Raw genomic sequence first — 16,292 nt, forward strand, 5'->3', positions numbered from 1 at the left:
GGATGCGGTAGAACTTAACCATGAGCGTACGTACACCCGACCCGTATCCAGGCTGGCTTTCCGACGAAGACCTCTTCGAAGCCCGCGGCCGCCTCCCCATGGTCTACGTGGAGGCTGTCCCCGTCCGCCTTGATCCGCTCGGGTACGTCAACGAAGTCGGCTCCCTCCTCCAGGGGGACGCCGACGGCAACATGGTCCGCTACCTCGTCTCCGGCCGGGTCCTCTACCGCGAAACCATCCGGGCAGCACTCCTGCGTCACATGGAGAAGGACCTCGGCCCCCTCGCGTTCCCGCAGCTGCCCATCAGCCCGGTGCCCTTCACGGTGGCGGAATACTTCCCGGCGCCCTCCCAGACCGGCTTCACCGACGATCGTCAACACGCCGTGTCGCTGGTGTTCATCATCCCCGTCACCGGCGAATGCGAACCCCGCCAAGACGCCTTGGAACTCACCTGGATGACGCCCCAGGAAGTCCTGAGCGACGGCGTGCAGCAGGAATTCGAAGGTGGCCGCGGCAACCTCGTACGCCAGGCCTTGGCGTTCTCCGGCATCGTCGTCTAGCGGGTCCTCGGGGCTCCGGGCGGTCCCCTTTTGTAGACTGGACGGCGGACCGTAAGAGAACCAAAGGACTTCCGATGACTCACAGCCCAGCCTCAGAGCAGTACCGCGAGAAGCAGGCTGGGGACCTGCAACCCGGAGACTTTGTGTACCCTCCAGGGGACGGTCCCGCCCGGGAAATCGCCGGCATCGACGTTGAGGACGACGATTACGGCGTCGCCGCTTTGGTCCTCGTCACAACGCTCGACGGCGGCAGCCTGCGGATCGCTGCACGGTCCAGTGTTCCTGTGGGTGAGGGAAATTCGCCCGGCGCCGCCGCCGAGCCCGCAGCGGATGCCGCCCCGGACTCAAGCACCTCCGAAGAACCGGACGCCGGAGCAACGGCCAGCCCCGCCGTCGTCGTACCTCCCCGCCCCGCTGCCCCGCCCGCGTATACCGGACCGACCGCCGAAGAACTCGCCCTGATCCCCGGGCCCGACGGGACGCCCGAAGCCGTGGTCCGCGCGGCCGCAGCCAGCCACAAGGGCAAGAACGGCGTGCAGGTACTGGCCGATCGGCTCACCAAAGGCATCAACACCAAGTCCGGCAGCTGCCTCCGCGACCTGAGCGACCTCGCGTTCGACCTGTGCGTCGTGCTCCGCGATCCCGACCACGCGCTCGCGGTCGCCGACCTCCTGAACGTCCTGCCGTTCGACGGTAATCTGGACCGCTGGGCGTCAATCGAGCGGGCCCTGGCGTTATCCAGTTTCATCTGCCGCGAATCCGGGCAAACGGAACGCGCCGCCTTGTACGAGAAACTCCTGCGCGCCCCCGAATCCCAGGAAGAAGACCCGTTCAAAGCCCGGATCAATGCCCGCGTCCGGCAACGCGCGCTCAACGAACCCAACCTCTACGACAAAGAAATCTTCCGCGCGATCGACAACGGCAATCACGAAGCCGAACGTGAATGGCGGTACCTGCGGCTCGACGCGCTGCTGTTCCTGCGCGCCCACGGCGGATCGAAGACGATCGGCGAGGAAGAGTTGGGCCGACGGATTGGAAACGAACTGGAAGCGGTGCGTGCCTAGGCCTGTCGGCAGCGAAGTTCAAGCCCTGTTTTATAGGCACGAACGGCGGTAGATTCGGGCCCATGACGAACAATCTGAGCGTTGTGATTAATGCTGACGCGCAGCAGGTTTGGACTATGCTGCGCGAACCGTCGCTGGTGGCTCAATGGCATGGCTGGGAAGCCGATGACCTTGCCGACGAAATCAAACAGATCTACTTCAACACAGACGTCGTGGAAGGACCGGACCACACCAGTTTGACCGTCAACGGTGGGGACGAGTTCGAACTGCACCCCGTCTCCGGTGGCACCGAGGTCAAGGTCACCCGGGCTGCGCTCGACCACAATTCCGAGTGGGCCGAATGGGACGAGGACATCACCCAAGGCTGGCTTACGTTCCTGCACCAACTTCGTTTCGCCCTGGAACGGCACCCGCACGGGCACCGTCGCACCCACTTCGTCTCACTCCCGGGCAAGGGTGGGCCGGCCATCGAAAAGCTGGGGCTGGGCGACCTTCCGCCGGTCGGCGACGAATACTCACTCACCCTGGGGACCGGAGAGAAAATTTCCGGCAAGGTCTGGTTCAAGAGCCGCCACCAAGTGGGCCTCACTGTTCACAGCTACGCGGCCCACGGAGATGGCCTGCTGATCGTGGCCGAGCAGCTGCCAATCCCGGAGAAAAGGCCCGACGGCGGCTCCATGGTGATTGCCTCCACGTACGATCTGGGGGCCCACACTCTGGCGGATATCCGGTCTTCGTGGGACAACTGGAAGGAAGCGAACTACAGTTCCTGACCGGCCTCCGGGCAGGTTACCAAGGGTAAAGCTGGCACACTTGTAGCGTGCCAGCTTCCGCTTCTTTGTCTTCGTCGTCCACCGCTCCTGCCGAATCGCCCGCCGGTCTTCCCGAGCGGCAAACCGAGTTCGGCTTTCAGGTGGGCAGGCGCCTGACTGAAACGTGCCCGCCGTCGGACGCCTTGGTGGACGCCAACGGCGGCGCTTTCCTGGGCCGGACCGGAACCATCTCCACACCGCACGGAACCATACAGACGCCCGCGTTCATCGCCGTCGGGACCAAAGCGACCGTCAAAGCAGTGCTGCCCGAGTCCATCGCAGACCTCGGGGCGCAAGCTGTCCTGGCCAACGCCTACCACCTGTACCTTCAGCCAGGGCCGGAGATCCTCGACGCTGCGGGCGGGCTGGGCGCCTTCATGAACTGGCCGGGGCCGACGTTCACGGATTCCGGGGGGTTCCAGGTGATGAGCCTGGGCTCGGGGTTCAAGAAGGTCATCGATATGAAGCATGTGGACACTTCCGGGCCTGATGACGCCGTGGCACCGGGCAAGGAACGGCTCGCGCACATCGACGACGACGGTGTGTGGTTCAAGTCGCACCTCAACGGCGACCGGCACCGCTTCTCCCCGGAAATCTCCATGCAGGTCCAGCACCAGATCGGCGCAGACATCATGTTCGCGTTCGACGAGCTCACTACGCTGCAGAACTCTAGGGCGTACCAAGAGGAGTCGCTGGAGCGAACGCGGTTGTGGGCCCTCCGGTGCCTGGAGGAGCATGCTTCTTTGACGGCCTCCCGGGTGGGCAAGCCGTACCAGGCGTTGTTTGGCGTCATTCAAGGTGCGCAGTATGAAGACCTGCGGCGCAAGGCCTGCCGGGACCTCGGAGCCATGCCTTTTGACGGGTATGGCATTGGCGGGGCGTTGGAGAAGGAAAACCTGGGGACGATCGTGCGGTGGTGCAACGAGGAACTTCCCGAGGACAAGCCCCGCCATTTGCTCGGGATCTCCGAGCCGGATGACATCTTCACGGCCATCGAAAACGGTGCGGACACGTTCGACTGTGTCTCCCCCACGCGTGTGGCCCGGAACTCCGCGTTCTACACGCCCTACGGCCGGTTCAACCTCTCCGGCGCGAAGTACAAGAAGGACTTCGGGCCATTGCAGGAAGGCTGCGACTGCTACGCGTGCTCGAATTATTCGCGGGCCTACATCCACCACCTGTACAAGGCCAAGGAGATGCTCTCCGCAACCCTGATCTCCATCCACAACGAGCGCTTCGTGGTGAAGATGGTGGACGATGCCCGCCTGGCCATCGAATCCGGAGACTTCTTCGAGTTCAAGGCAGAGACGCTGGGCCGGTACTACTCGTAGGTGTTGCTAGGTGCGCCCGTTTGGGCGGACCGCCGCGCACTAGACGGCAGGACCATCTAATGCGCCGCGAGCCGTCGAAATGGGTGGCTGCTACGCGGCGACTTCCCCGTAGCTCGGCTCGCGCTTCTTGATCCACCCGACCACGGCCATGGTGATCGGGACGAAGATGAACTCCACTGCGGTCTTGTAGAGGAAGCCCACCAGGACGTAGTTGACGAACGAGCCCGCATCCGTGATGCCGATGACGGACGCCGCGATGCTGCAGAAGATCAAGGTGTCCACGAACTCGCCCACCACGGAGGATCCCATGAGCCGCGCCCAGAGGGTCTTCTCCCCCGTCCGCTGCTTCATCTTCACCAGGATCCACGAGTTGATGGTCTGCCCGGCAAGGAACGCGAGGAGCGACGCCACCACGATCTGAGGCACTGGGCCGAGTGCACCCTCGATGGCGGCTTGCTTGGCGACGCCGTACTCGTCGTTGAAGCCGGGCAGAATGATGATCACCCAGTAGCAGAGCGAGGCGAACACGGAAAGGGCGAAGGACGTGATGATGGCCTTGCGTGCCACCTTGAAGCCGTAGACCTCGCTCATGACGTCGCCCAGGATGTAGGCCAACGGGAAGAGGAAGAAGCCGCCGTCAGTGATGATCGGGCCGAACGCCACGCCCTTGGAAGCACCGATATTGGACAGGATCAGCACCACGGCCATGACGGCCAGCATGATGCCGAAATAAGGAGAGCCGATGGAAGCGAATCTGGGCGTGGGCTTGCTCAAAGTACTGGAGCCGGAGGGCGAGGGCATGGGTCATCCATTTCGTAGTGGTTCGCGCAGGCACCCAGCTGTTGGGGCACCCCGCTGTATTAGCACTGTGGGTGGTGGGCACTCGGCCGGCACCGTTCCCATTGTCCCACTCCGATAGGTAAACCCTCTCGCACCAAAACCACCCCCACCGGCCAACCCTCTAGCACCAAACCACCCGAAAGCGCCGACGGGTCACCCTCAATGGCGGTTCTTGCGCGCGGGTGAGGGGTGTGGTGCCTTACCGAATGCCGAAGTAGCGCGGAACCCTTGCCGAGTAGTCAGCGTAAGATTGTCCAAATTCTTTGAGGAGCACTTTCTCTTCCCACAACGCGCCCATATGTTCCACAAGGATCCCGGCGGGCAAGGTCGCCAAGGCAGAGGCTGAACCTCCGGAAAGTGCCACCCCGGAGTGGATCAACCACCACCCTAGATACATCGGGTGTCGACTGGCGGCATAGGGACCGGTGGTCACGAGTTCCTCAGGGTGTCCCAGGACAAAGCTGCCCGTGGTGTGTCGCCGGCGTTCGACAACAGCCCAGACAGTGATGCCTGCACCAGTCACCGCTATGCAAGTTCCAAGTGCTCGGCGTAGGCCCCGGGCTGGGAGGGGCGGGGTGGGATACCTGCGTTGAAGGACCGCATCAATAACTAGTCCCAGCACTTGACCAGGCGGTAGAGGTATCCTGCCTGCTTCCTGTTTCAGAGCAAGAGCCGTCCGCCGAACTGCACCCATGCCATGAACCATAATCCGGCCGGTTCCCGATTGCCATGGTCGGGTTGCAGTGGTGAGAGAGCGATCGCCAAGACGCGGCCAACGGTGAGAGAGCGATCGCCAAAAAGCGGCCAACAGTGAGAGAGGGTGCGAGAGCACAGCGGATGCAGCGATGGGCACCCAACCCGGTGGACCGCCGTCGAGCCCTAACCAACCGACGCCCCCGGGCTCAGCGGACGGAGCGGACCGCCGTCGAGACCCAACCGGTGCGGCCCCGAGACTCAAGCGACGGCCCCGGACTTAACCCAAAACCTAAGGAAGTGTTAGGAAAACTGCTCCCGCGTTGGCTGTGCCCTGCATCACCCATAGTTTGGAACATGTCCTCTTCACCCAATAGGGCCTTTCTTAGTCGACGAAGAGCCATGCGCAAGGACGCCATGAGCACGAGCTTCATGGACAGAACGAACTCATGCAAGACACGGCTGCCACCTGTGCAGCTGTCCAGGAAGGTTCATTGATGAGCACCCAACAAGCTGCGCCTCTGAGCGAGGCCGCGCAGACCCGCAAGGCCGTGAGCAACATTCTCAAGGGCTCCGCGGGCAACCTCGTGGAGTGGTTCGACCTCTACGTGTACACAGTGTTCGCAGCGTATTTCCAGTCGCACTTTTTCAACTCCTCGGATGACCTGCAGGCCGGCCTTGAAGCGATGGCGGTCTTTTCGACGTCGTTCCTCATGCGCCCGATCGGCAGCTGGTTCTTCGGCCGTTACGCTGACCGCAAGGGCCGGAAAGCTGCACTGACACTCAGTGTGACGTTGATGTCGGCCGGTTCGTTCGGCATCGCAATCCTGCCGACGCAGGATGTCATTGGCCTGTGGGCGCTGATCCTGCTGGTGTTCATCCGAGTGGTGCAGGGTTTCTCGGTTGGTGGTGAATACGGGACCAGCGCTACGTACATGTCGGAGGCGGCAACCGCCAAGCGCCGCGGTTTCTTCTCCAGCTTCCAGTACGTGACGCTCGTGGGCGGCCAGATGCTTGCCCTCCTGGTGCTTGTGATTTTGCAGAACACCATGAGCAAGGAAGCCCTGACTGAGTGGGGCTGGCGTATTCCGTTCGCTATCGGGGGGCTTGCCGCGCTGGTGGTTCTGTGGCTGCGCCGTTCCATGGAAGAGACGGTCTCGGCGGACCAGATCAGGGCCGCTCACGTCAAGGTGGAAGGCGAAGCCCAACCGGGCACCATGAAGTTGCTGTTCACCAAGCACTGGAAGCCTCTGCTGATTTGCATCGGAATCACCCTGGGCGGAACTGTCGCGTTCTACACGTACACCAACTTCATCCTGAAGTTCATGAACGATACGTCGGGCATCGCCAAGACCGACACCTCCGTCATCAATTTCTGGGCGCTGTTCATCTTCATGTTGCTGCAGCCCGTCTATGGCCTGCTTTCCGACAAGATCGGCCGCAAGCCACTCCTTGTGTGGTTCGGCGTGACCGGCGTCCTGTTCACGTGGCCTCTGTTGTCCACACTTGCCGGCACCAAGGATCCCTTGATGGCGTTCCTGCTCATGATGGGCGGCTTGCTGATGGTTGGCGGATATACGTCCATCAACGCACTCGTGAAGGCAGAACTCTTCCCTGCCTCCATCCGGGCACTGGGCGTGGGCCTTGGTTACGCGATCGCCAACTCGCTGTTCGGCGGGACGGTGCCGTTGATCGGCGCGGCGCTGCAGAAGGCCGGCCAAGTGGACATGTTCTTCACCTACGTCACGGTTGCGATCTTCGTCTCGCTGCTGGTCTACATCTTCGCTTTGAAGAACAAGAAGGCTACGCACTTGGATGCAGAACAAGGCGATGCGTTCGGCGACAAGGGCTCCACGAAGGACGGCGACGACAAGAAGGACCTCGTCAACGCCTAGTTCTCCTACTGTTGTGAGGCCCGCTCTGCGCCCTTTGAATGCTCCGAAGGACGCAGAGCGGGCCTCACACCGTTAATGGCGGTCGGCTGGTGAGCGAGCGTGCCGGGAAAGGCGGCCAGAGGTGAGAGAGCGTCGGGGGGACGGATGCGCCGGGAAAGGAGTAACCTCCAAGACGGACCAAACCCCGCGACCCAAAGGAAGACCACCGTGCACGTGCTCATCGTCGAGGACGACGACGCCATGGCATCAGCCCTCGGCGCCGCCGTTGCGTCGGCAGGCCACAAGCCCACAAGGGTTGCACGTGGCGAGGACGCGCTCTTGGAGCATCGGAACCACGAGGTGATCCTGCTGGATCTTGGGCTTCCCGATCTGGATGGCTTGGACGTCCTCCGAAAACTCCGCCAAGTGACCCTCGTCCCCATCCTGATCCTCACGGCGCGGGACGATGAACGCAGCGTGGTGCTGGGCCTCAGGTCGGGGGCGGACGACTACCTGGTGAAGCCCGTCAAGCTCGTGGAACTGCTCGCGAGAATCGAAGCGGTGACACGTCGCACCAACCGCTCCGGCCCCAGTGCTCCCCAGCTGATCGTGCTTGGTCCGCTGATCGTGGACCTGGACCGGCGCGTCGCCACAGTGGAAGGGCGGGACCTTGCCTTAACGGCAACCGAGTTCGACCTCCTGGGCCTCCTCGTCAGGAACGCCGGTTCGGTGGTGACACGGGAACAGATCCTGGATGCGCTGTGGGGCGACGCGTTCCTGGCGCACTCCCGTTCCTTGGACGTCCACCTCACCGGGCTCAGGTCCAAGCTCCAACTCCCGGGATTCATCATCAACGTCCGGGGCGTCGGCTACCGCGTGGAGCAGGGATGAAAGTCCGGGTCCTGGGCATCCTGAGCGTGATCGCGGTCCTCATTGTGGCGACGGTCTGCAGCGTGATCCTTACGTCGTCCGCAAGGGAGCTCACCCAGGAAGTCCAGATCAACCGGGTGGCCGCCTTGAACCGTTTTGCCCAACTGGCCAATGACGCCTCAAACGACAACGACACCACCCAACTTAAACGCGAAATGGACAGGTACTCGCAGCTCTACGGCGAAGGGATCCTGATCCGCCTCCAGCAACAAACCCTCAGTTCCGGCGGCCTCAGCGAGGACCGGCCCGACGTCCGCAGCGCCCTCAACCGGGCAAGCCTCAACCTGAGCGACACAACCATCAGCACCATCAGCCCCTTCTCCCCCAACACGGGCACAGAGACCATCTCCCGCTCTTTTGGAACGGCCAGCCAGGTCCTCGGCGAGGTCGTCCTGGAAGTAGACCTCGGCGCAGCCCGGACGAAACTGCGGGAGCGCTGGATCGCCGTCGGAGTGGCAGCTGTGGCGATGGGTGCATTGCTGCTGGTTGCAGCGGCGCGCGTCAGCGGCTGGGTCCTGCGGCCGGTCCATCGGCTCAGCAGGGCAGTCCACCAGCTGGAAGCCACCGGCAAGACCAGCCAACTCCCCGAGGCCGGGCCGCCCGAACTCCGGGAGTTGAGCCGTGCATTCTCCACGATGGCCACCACTGTCAGTCAGAGCATCGAGTCGCAACGCCAGCTCATCGCGGACACCTCACACCAGCTGCGGAACCCTGTGGGTGCGCTTCGGTTGCGGATCGACCTGCTGCGGCTTGAGCTTCAGACCGCAAAGGAAAAGGAGGCAGCGGACGGCGTGGTGGCTGAGTTGGAGCGCGTGGAGGAAATCCTCGACGGCGTGCTGAAGCTGGCGGCCGCGGAACACCGCGCCTTCGAGGGGGCTGCTGGAACCCGGCCCGCGTCTGAGCACAGTCGACCGACCGTCATCGATCCCTTCCCTGTCCTGCAAGGCGAAGTGGAACGTGTGGCTCCCGCAGTCCGGTTGGCGGGATCGACAATCACCCTCAACCAGCCGGACACGCCGCTGGAGCTGGAGTGCAACCCCGAGGAACTAGCGCATATGGTGGGCGAACTCCTCGCCAACGCCGTCAAGTATGCTCCCGGCGGCCACATCGCTGTGACGGCCAAGCCCACCCGGGAGGGTGCCGCCGTGGTAGTTTCCGACGACGGCCCGGGCCTCACAGCTGAGCAGCGCACCGCCTCCACCACTCGGTTTTGGCGTGCACCGGAGCATAGCGCGATTCCTGGAAACGGCTTGGGCATGACGATTGTGCAGAGGCTTGCGCAGGCAAACGGCGGGCGGCTGATCCTTGAAACGCAGGAACCGCACGGATTGATTGCCCGGCTCGAGTTCAAGGGTGGTTCGGATGGCTGAGCTGATGGCCCGCCGTACTGTCCTCAAAGCCGGGCTGGCGCTTGGCGTGTTGATACCTTCGGCGTCCTGCACCCCCGGATCCAGGCCGCAGCAGCTGACCGTAGCCGGCGGGGAACCGGGCGGCTTCTACCTGGAGTTCGCAACGCTCCTGGCTGACCTGCTTGAGCGCGAAGGCGTAGCGGCAACCGCGTCGCCCGTGGTGACCGGCGGAAGCTTGGACAACGTGAGGCGGGTTCTTTCCGGCGAGGCGACTTTCGCCGTCGCGCTGGCCGATACGGCCCTCACCGAAACGTCCGCGGGGCAGGCTGGCGGCCAGCTGGTTGCCCTCGGCAAGGTGTATGAAAACTATGTCCACTGCATTGTGCGGGACGACAGCCGAATCAACACCTTCGCGGATTTGGCGGGCAAAACCGCAGCCGTGGGCGAGGTTGGTTCCGGGACCACCCTCACCGCAGGCCGGATCATCGCCGCGGCAGGACTGGCGCCGGACCAGGTCCCCGTCGAACGCGCAGTGAAACAAGTGAACCTGGGCCTGAATGAGGCCCTGACGGCCTTGAAGAACGGATCCATCGACGTGATGATCCAGTCCGGCGGTGTCCCCACGGCTCCCGTTGTGACGGCCGCCAAGGACATGCGACTGAGGCTGTTGGACCTCTCGGGCCTGATTCCCGAGACCCGCGCGCAGTCCGGATTCTTCTACGACCGGGTGCTGATCCCGGCCAACAGCTACGGCGACGCACCGGCTGTGTGGACGGTGGGGGTGGCCAACCTGCTGCTGTGCCGCCGGGACCTGTCCGATGAGATCGTGGAAAAGACGGTTGAGCTGCTGGTGGAGCACGCGCAGAATCTTGTTCCGGCCTCCAGCACGGGCGTGCAGTTCCTCAGTCCTGAGACCCTCATCAACACCGCAAACGTTCCGCTGCATCCGTCGGCCGAGGGTGCCTACAGGGCGTTGCACGGCTGAGAAACCAAGGCATCGTCAGGGAACTGGCAAAATGGAAGCCATGACTTCAGCCGTTTCCCCTGCCATTGCACTGACCATCGCCGGCTCGGAAGCGACCGGCGGCGCCGGTGCGCAAGCCGACCTCAAAACCTTCCAGCAACTGGGAGTCTTTGGCATCGTCAACCTCACCTGCATCGTTTCCTTCGATCCCCAGGACAACTGGACCCACCGCTTTGTACCGGTGGACCAGCAGGTCATCGCCGACCAATTGGAAGCAACGACGGCGGCATATGGTGCCGCTTCCGGCGCACCTTCCGTTTTGGACACGGTGAAGATCGGGATGCTCGGAAGCCCTGCGACCATCAGCACGGTTGAGGCAGCCCTGGGCGGCGGTTCCTTCGCGAACATCGTTCTGGACCCCGTGCTGATCTGCAAGGGACAGGAACCCGGGCATGCACTGGACACCGACCAGGCGTTGAAGGCGCAGATCCTCCCGCTGGCCACGTTCGTCACGCCGAACCACTTCGAAGCCGAGTCCCTCTCCGGTGTCACCATCACGGACGAAGAGTCCCTGAAGGCCGCCGCCATCCGCATCCACGAACTTAGCGGCGCAGCGGTCCTCGCCAAAGGCGGGGTGCGGCTGGAAGGCCCAGACGCCGTCGACGTCTACTACGACGGCGAAACGCTGGAAGTCCTGCGCGCACCCAAGGTGGGCGAGGTTGCCGTGTCCGGTGCGGGCTGCTCGCTTGCTGCCGCGATAACGGCCGAGTTGGCGAAGGGTGCGTCGCCGTTGGAGGCTGCACGCACAGCCAAGGCTTTCGTCACTGCGGGCATCAGGAACCGCGTGGCGTCGGGCGCCCCGTTCGATGCCCTGTGGCAGGGCGGCGCACTGAGCTAGCTCCCCAAGTAGAACAGCCGCTCTGAAACCGTGGGTTTCGGAGCGGCTGTCTTGTTTCAGGGCTAGCGCGAGACCTTGCCCATCAGCGAGGCTATGGGGCGCAGGAACAGGGGGCGTGCCAGGAACCACGCGGCGGCCGTAAACACGATGGAAGCCGCAAAAATGGCGAAGCCCCACCAACTGTTGGCGTCGTCCGTTGAGGCGTACATGTGGTTGAGGTTCCGGAGCGCTCCCGTTGCGAGGACCAAGGTGACGTGGACGATCACAAACGCCACGAAGTAGATCATCACCGGGAAGTGGATCTTGCGGGCGAGCTCGATCGGGTAGAACTTGTTGATTGCGGCCTTCTTGGGCCAGGCACCGGACATGCGGATACCCGTGATGATGGCCAGCGGGGCCGCGATGAAAACGGTGGTGAAGTAGGTCAGCAATTGCAGGGAGTTGTAGTTGTTCCAGCCGTTTTCCACCGGCCAGTTCAGGGACGCGTACTGCAGGCCGGCCGAGACCGCGTTGGGGAAGACGTCCCAACTGGTGGGCACGATCCGCAGCCACTGGCCTGTCGCGAACAAAAGCACGATGAAGATGATGCCATTGAGCACCCACAAGGCATCCAAAGTGAGGTGGAACCAGAGGTCGAGGCTGATTTTGGTGGGCGGGTTCTTGGTCTTGATAAAGCCCTTGTTGTTCCGCGTCCAATAAGCCGGTGGACGAGTGGTGGTGCGGACCTGCCATCCCGAACGGATGATCAGGACGAGGAAGAACATGTTGAGGAAGTGCTGCCAACCGAGCCATGCCGGGAAGCCCGTGGGTGAGCCTTCGGGGACGGCAGAGTGCCCCGGGTAATCCGTGAGGAACTGCTGGACAGGCGCCAGGCTCCTCAACCATTGCGCAACCAGGACCAGAATCAACGCCACAACAAGGGCCCCCGCGGTGATGACCGCTGGTTTGAACCACCTGCGTGATGTGATCCCGGACGACTTGCTTGAAACGGACATCAGGCCGCGTTCCTCTCTGGCTTGTTGGCGTGCGACCAGTTGGCGCTCTCATAGTGATTCAACCAGTTGCTCCCCGACGGTGAAAACGACACCGGGGTTTTGGTGCGTTGGACGTCAAAAATCGCAGCATTTGGATACATACTGCAACACATATTTCTAGAACAAACTTCTAAAATTATTCCGCGCCCAGAAGGCATCGTCAAGGCTTGAGACGAGGGTTGTGGATAAAGTGGGGAGTACGATTCCAAAATACCGCTCGGCGACGCGCCGTACCTGCGCCGCTTCGGGCGTCTGCGAGAGGAAGGCGTCCGTGGTTCGCAAAACATCCCAAATAGCACCGGCTTCAGGCTCTTGGCAGTGGACGCGAACCGCCTCCACCCGTCGTAACATCCTGGACGCGGCGTCCTCGGTCTTCATAGAACATGGATTCACCGACGCCGGGATTTCTGACATCGTGGCCCGTTCCGGCTCCAGCGTTGGCAGCCTCTACCACCACTTCGGCGGCAAGACCGAGCTGTTCCTGGCGCTGTGGGATGACTACCAGAACGAACACGAGAGGCTCGTGGCGGCAGCAGTAGCGAAAGCACGGAAGAACGGTGAGGATGATCCCCTGACGCTGTTCAATGTCGGGAGCCGGACCTACTTCGACTACACCTGGAAGCACCGCGACCTGGAACGCGTGTTCATCGAGGGGGACACTCCCCCGGGTTTCGAGGTCCTCCGACGCCAGCGTGGACGCGAGTGGATACGGCAGAACTCAGTCCTCCTCGGAACCAGCGAGGATACCCTGGGCCGGCTCACCGTCGCCGTGATCACGGATATCATCACGGTTGCCGGACACGAGGTCGCCTTGAGTGCCACAAAGCGGGAGGCGGACGACGTCGTCAACGCTGCGGCAGTGCTGGTGGCGCGGCTGGCGCGCTAGCCGAAACCGGGCCGCCTCACCGCGGATCCGCCACCCACCCCGTGAACAACGGCATGCCGGTTTCGATGTGCACGATCTCGTACTGGAACGGGCGGTCGAAGATGATCTGACGTTCGGAAACAGTACCCGCAACAGCTTCGGCATTGATCTGCGTGACCGCAGCCGCGACCGTCCCTTTCTCCGCCACCGTGATGTTGGCCGCTTGTGCCGCTTGTGTGAGCTTCATTCCCGATTGGATGGCGTTGAAGTCCTTCTCCGTGGCCAACGTTTCCCTGAGACCCATCGCTTGAAGAACTTTCCTGAGTTCGAACATCGTGCTGTGGTCCCACTTGGGCAGGCTGATCGTCACCATCTCCAACGGAGCGTCGTCCAGGCGCCGGGCAACCTCGGTAAGCACCTCAGGCGAAACCGCAACTGCGCCCGCCGGACCCGAGGTGTCGCCGTCGGGCAGTATCAGACGCATCACGAAACCTTCTGCGTACGGGAGGTCAACTGCTTTCCAGCCGGGGGCCGCAGCGTACTTCATGCTGACCGTAGCGGCCATGGTTGGTACGGAGATGACCTCGCCGCCGGCCTTGGTGAACGGCGCGTCGCGCGTGTCGGACGGATCGAAGGGCGCTTGCCACGCCGCGGCGAAGAAGATCGCATTGAGCAGACTGAAAGTGTTGTCGGGGTCGTACCCGGCAGGGGCTTCCTTGATCCGTCCACCCGTATTTCTGTTGACCCACTGGTCAATGACCGGCTTGGTGACCGACTCGTCACGGAAGGAGACCGGGTACACGCCAGTCCCGTAATGCCTGGCAAGCGTCCCGAGGTACTCCTCTCCAGTGGGAACGTCCTTGTCCACGAACAGCCCGTTGGCCGCGTGCATGACCGGTTCTTGCGGCGGGTTGTCCTCGTCCACGGAGCCGGGGTCGCCGTCGTACTTTTCCAAAGCGGCAAGGAGGGCGTTCACCGCTTCGTCGCGCCCCTCGGCAGGCAAGCCAAGAACGGAGTCCAGCTCCGCTGCGGTGGCACCGGACGTTCCCGCGCGCAGCATACTGAGCGCGATCAACAGGCTCGCCGGCGATGAGACAACATTGCCGTTGGCGGCATCACCACCGTCAGCCAACAACGCCGCGCCGAGTTTGCGCGATGACGCCTTGAGCGTCTCAAGTTGGGCAGCGTAGTCCGCTTTTTGGACCGAAAGCCGCGTGACGCCGTCGGCTTTGAGAAGCCCGACGTCGGCTGGTTGGGGCGCACAGGCACTGACCATCGCCGAGCCACTCACCAAAGCCGCTGCCGCGGCAAGCGCCACTAATCTTCGAACCCGAACCATGATGCATCCCCCTCGCTACCGTGATGGCTTCATGGTGCTCCAGTTTCGGCCCAAATTCACGTGAAGTGGGAGCGGGATGCCGGATTGTTGCCCGAACGTGAGAGAGCGATCGTCAAAAGTGGCCCATCCGTGATAGAGCGTTGGGACCAGGGGCTTAGCGGGCGGAGTGCGCCGCGAGGAAGGAGTACACCTCGGTTTCATCCACGCCGGGGAACGCGCCTGGGGGCATCGCGGCGAGAAGGTGGGAGTGCGCGCGGGCGGACGGCCAGGCATTCCCGGCCCACTCGTTCGCCAACGCGGCAGGCGGGCGCTTGCAGCAGTTCGGGTCCGGGCAGTTCGAGGTAGCCCGCGCCGTGGTTTCCCGTCCGCGGAACCACTTCACGTGTTGGTACGGAACGCCGATGCTCAGCGAAAACTCCCCGGAGGCTGAACGCTCGGTGCGGGCTGTGCACCAATATGTGCCGGAGGGCGTGTCCGTGTATTGGCTGTAGGCGCTGAACTTGTCCGGCACGTCGAACACGGCCCGCGATGTCCAAGCCTTGCAGGAGGGCTGCCCCTCAATGGCACCGGTGTGATCCTGGGGGAAGGTCACGCCATCGTTCTCATAGGCCTTGTAGATGATGCCGGACTGGTGCGTCTTCTGGAAGTGCGTGGTGATGCCCAGGTGCTTGGTGGCCAGGTTGGTGAAGCGGTGGGCCGCGGTTTCGTAGGACACCGCGAAGGCATCGCGGATGTCTTCCACCGCGATCTCCTTGGCAGCTTTCGCCTTCTGCAGGAACTCCACCGTGGCGTGCTCCGGCAACAGCAGCGCGGCCGCGAAGTAGTTGGTAGCGACACGCTGCGCCAGGAAATCTCCGTAGTTGCGGGGTGTCTCATGCCCCAGGACGTAGTGGCCGAGAGCCTGAAGGAGCACGGAACGGGGGTCGTGGTCCTGGCGCTGGTTCTGCGTCAGATAAATTCTGCGGTTCTTCAAATCGGTCACGGACCGCGTTGAATGCGGCAAATCACCCACGTGGTGGAGGCTGAAACCGAGGTTCTCCGCGATATCGGCAATGACGTGCTGGCTCAAAGGACCGGAGGTGTAGCCAACGCCCTTCAGGACCTTCTGCGCCTCCGCCTCATACTCGGGAAAATAGTTACCGCGCTCGCGCATCATGGCACGCAACTCGCCGTTCGCGCGGCGGGCTTCTTCCGGCGTCGCGACCTGCTCATTAAGTTTGCGTTCAAGCTCCTGGAGCAGTCCAACCTGGGACTCCAGGACATCGAGCGGAAGGCGCGAACTGATACGGATTTTCGGCAGGTTCAGCGATTCATACAGCGGCCCCCGCTGGTAGCGCTCCAACTCGATTTCGAGCGCCGCCCGGCGGCTGGGAGGCTCGGCGCCGAGGAGTTGATCGATGCTGACGTTCAGCGACGCTGCAAGCTGCTGGAGCAGCCCCAACTTGGGCTCCCGCTTACCGTTTTCGATCAGGCTCAACTGGCTCGGCGCGGTCCCGACGGCGGCGCTTAAGTCATCGAGCGTCAGTCCGGCTTGCTTGCGCAGATGGCGCACGCGGCGGCCAAGGCTGATCACGTCCAGTTCAGGGGACGCAGGGGACGACGACGGCGACGCGACTTCGCGGCTCCAGCTCACAGGCGACATTTCTTGAGAATACGCGAAGAACTGCATTTCTTTCCATAGTTTTCCTCTAGAAAGACCCTTGAAAGTGCAGAAAAGTAGTTCTCACGAAAAGAAATAC

The 16,292-nt window shown here is 62.8% G+C and carries 15 protein-coding genes; 10 read left to right on the top strand and 5 right to left on the bottom strand.

The window, feature by feature from the left end:
• Positions 1 to 20: 20 nt before the first annotated feature.
• From AB0N65_RS00405 to tgt, 4 genes are all read left to right on the top strand, one after another.
• A complete protein-coding gene (locus AB0N65_RS00405; protein ID WP_364156146.1) occupies positions 21 to 560 on the top strand; it encodes an NUDIX hydrolase family protein in 540 nt (179 codons plus the stop codon).
• 74 nt (positions 561 to 634) lie between these two features.
• Positions 635 to 1,624, top strand: coding sequence for a DUF6707 family protein (locus AB0N65_RS00410; RefSeq protein ID WP_364156149.1), 990 nt, complete (start codon positions 635 to 637; stop codon positions 1,622 to 1,624).
• Positions 1,625 to 1,686: 62 nt separating this feature from the next.
• Positions 1,687 to 2,397, top strand: a complete 711-nt coding sequence (locus AB0N65_RS00415) for an SRPBCC domain-containing protein (protein ID WP_364156151.1) — start codon at positions 1,687 to 1,689, stop codon at positions 2,395 to 2,397.
• Between the two features lie 65 nt (positions 2,398 to 2,462).
• The gene (gene tgt / locus AB0N65_RS00420) at positions 2,463 to 3,767 is read left to right on the top strand and encodes a tRNA guanosine(34) transglycosylase Tgt (protein WP_364156975.1); all 1,305 of its coding nucleotides are present in this window, start codon (positions 2,463 to 2,465) and stop codon (positions 3,765 to 3,767) included.
• A gap of 90 nt (positions 3,768 to 3,857) precedes the next feature.
• Here tgt and AB0N65_RS00425 read toward each other — a convergent pair whose 3' ends face one another.
• Both AB0N65_RS00425 and AB0N65_RS00430 read right to left on the bottom strand, forming a co-directional pair.
• A complete protein-coding gene (locus AB0N65_RS00425; protein WP_364156154.1) occupies positions 3,858 to 4,568 on the bottom strand; it encodes a queuosine precursor transporter in 711 nt (236 codons plus the stop codon).
• Between the two features lie 238 nt (positions 4,569 to 4,806).
• Positions 4,807 to 5,313 carry an isoprenylcysteine carboxylmethyltransferase family protein gene (locus AB0N65_RS00430; protein ID WP_364156157.1) on the bottom strand — a complete coding sequence of 169 codons (507 nt, stop codon included), beginning with the start codon at positions 5,311 to 5,313 and terminating at the stop codon, positions 4,807 to 4,809.
• A 484-nt stretch (positions 5,314 to 5,797) separates the two neighbouring features.
• Between AB0N65_RS00430 and AB0N65_RS00435 the strand changes: the two genes are divergently transcribed.
• The 5 genes from AB0N65_RS00435 to AB0N65_RS00455 all read left to right on the top strand — a co-directional run bounded on the left by AB0N65_RS00435 (position 5,798) and on the right by AB0N65_RS00455 (position 11,315).
• Positions 5,798 to 7,195: an MFS transporter gene (locus AB0N65_RS00435; protein ID WP_364156160.1), complete on the top strand. Its 1,398-nt coding sequence runs from the start codon at positions 5,798 to 5,800 to the stop codon at positions 7,193 to 7,195.
• Positions 7,196 to 7,402: 207 nt separating this feature from the next.
• Entirely contained in the window at positions 7,403 to 8,065 is a 663-nt protein-coding gene (locus tag AB0N65_RS00440) for a response regulator transcription factor (protein ID WP_364156163.1), read from the top strand.
• Positions 8,062 to 9,474, top strand: a complete 1,413-nt coding sequence (locus AB0N65_RS00445) for a HAMP domain-containing sensor histidine kinase (protein ID WP_364156165.1) — start codon at positions 8,062 to 8,064, stop codon at positions 9,472 to 9,474. Before AB0N65_RS00440 ends, AB0N65_RS00445 begins: the two co-directional genes overlap by 4 nt.
• Complete coding sequence (locus AB0N65_RS00450) at positions 9,467 to 10,438, top strand: TAXI family TRAP transporter solute-binding subunit (RefSeq protein ID WP_364156167.1); 972 nt, start codon at positions 9,467 to 9,469, stop codon at positions 10,436 to 10,438. Before AB0N65_RS00445 ends, AB0N65_RS00450 begins: the two co-directional genes overlap by 8 nt.
• A gap of 40 nt (positions 10,439 to 10,478) precedes the next feature.
• The gene (locus AB0N65_RS00455; protein WP_364156170.1) at positions 10,479 to 11,315 is read left to right on the top strand and encodes a hydroxymethylpyrimidine/phosphomethylpyrimidine kinase; all 837 of its coding nucleotides are present in this window, start codon (positions 10,479 to 10,481) and stop codon (positions 11,313 to 11,315) included.
• 62 nt (positions 11,316 to 11,377) lie between these two features.
• Here AB0N65_RS00455 and AB0N65_RS00460 read toward each other — a convergent pair whose 3' ends face one another.
• Positions 11,378 to 12,310 (bottom strand): cytochrome b/b6 domain-containing protein, encoded by a 933-nt coding sequence (locus AB0N65_RS00460; protein WP_364156173.1) that lies wholly within the window; start codon positions 12,308 to 12,310, stop codon positions 11,378 to 11,380.
• A gap of 310 nt (positions 12,311 to 12,620) precedes the next feature.
• Here AB0N65_RS00460 and AB0N65_RS00465 point away from each other — a divergent pair, with 310 nt between their 5' ends.
• Positions 12,621 to 13,235 (top strand): TetR/AcrR family transcriptional regulator, encoded by a 615-nt coding sequence (locus AB0N65_RS00465; protein WP_364156175.1) that lies wholly within the window; start codon positions 12,621 to 12,623, stop codon positions 13,233 to 13,235.
• A gap of 16 nt (positions 13,236 to 13,251) precedes the next feature.
• On the opposite strand, the gene AB0N65_RS00470 is transcribed toward AB0N65_RS00465, so the two are convergent.
• Positions 13,252 to 14,553, bottom strand: coding sequence for a serpin family protein (locus AB0N65_RS00470; RefSeq protein ID WP_364156177.1), 1,302 nt, complete (start codon positions 14,551 to 14,553; stop codon positions 13,252 to 13,254).
• Positions 14,554 to 14,707: 154 nt separating this feature from the next.
• Complete coding sequence (locus tag AB0N65_RS00475) at positions 14,708 to 16,222, bottom strand: helix-turn-helix domain-containing protein (protein ID WP_364156180.1); 1,515 nt, start codon at positions 16,220 to 16,222, stop codon at positions 14,708 to 14,710.
• Positions 16,223 to 16,292 lie beyond the last annotated feature (70 nt).

The sequence above is a fragment of the Paenarthrobacter sp. NPDC089322 genome, from assembly GCF_040684895.1.
Lineage (GTDB): Bacteria > Actinomycetota > Actinomycetes > Actinomycetales > Micrococcaceae > Arthrobacter.

What these genes read in the sequence shown, in the direction of transcription:
- AB0N65_RS00405 (WP_364156146.1), top strand. Translation starts at nt 21, where the DNA reads ATGAGCGTACGTACACCCGACCCGTATCCAGGCTGGCTTTCCGACGAA.
- AB0N65_RS00410 (WP_364156149.1), top strand. Translation starts at nt 635, where the DNA reads ATGACTCACAGCCCAGCCTCAGAGCAGTACCGCGAGAAGCAGGCTGGG.
- AB0N65_RS00415 (WP_364156151.1), top strand. Translation starts at nt 1,687, where the DNA reads ATGACGAACAATCTGAGCGTTGTGATTAATGCTGACGCGCAGCAGGTT.
- AB0N65_RS00425 (WP_364156154.1), bottom strand. Translation starts at nt 4,568, where the DNA reads ATGCCCTCGCCCTCCGGCTCCAGTACTTTGAGCAAGCCCACGCCCAGA.
- AB0N65_RS00430 (WP_364156157.1), bottom strand. Translation starts at nt 5,313, where the DNA reads ATGGTTCATGGCATGGGTGCAGTTCGGCGGACGGCTCTTGCTCTGAAA.
- AB0N65_RS00435 (WP_364156160.1), top strand. Translation starts at nt 5,798, where the DNA reads ATGAGCACCCAACAAGCTGCGCCTCTGAGCGAGGCCGCGCAGACCCGC.
- AB0N65_RS00445 (WP_364156165.1), top strand. Translation starts at nt 8,062, where the DNA reads ATGAAAGTCCGGGTCCTGGGCATCCTGAGCGTGATCGCGGTCCTCATT.
- AB0N65_RS00450 (WP_364156167.1), top strand. Translation starts at nt 9,467, where the DNA reads ATGGCTGAGCTGATGGCCCGCCGTACTGTCCTCAAAGCCGGGCTGGCG.
- AB0N65_RS00455 (WP_364156170.1), top strand. Translation starts at nt 10,479, where the DNA reads ATGACTTCAGCCGTTTCCCCTGCCATTGCACTGACCATCGCCGGCTCG.
- AB0N65_RS00460 (WP_364156173.1), bottom strand. Translation starts at nt 12,310, where the DNA reads ATGTCCGTTTCAAGCAAGTCGTCCGGGATCACATCACGCAGGTGGTTC.
- AB0N65_RS00470 (WP_364156177.1), bottom strand. Translation starts at nt 14,553, where the DNA reads ATGGTTCGGGTTCGAAGATTAGTGGCGCTTGCCGCGGCAGCGGCTTTG.
- AB0N65_RS00475 (WP_364156180.1), bottom strand. Translation starts at nt 16,222, where the DNA reads ATGCAGTTCTTCGCGTATTCTCAAGAAATGTCGCCTGTGAGCTGGAGC.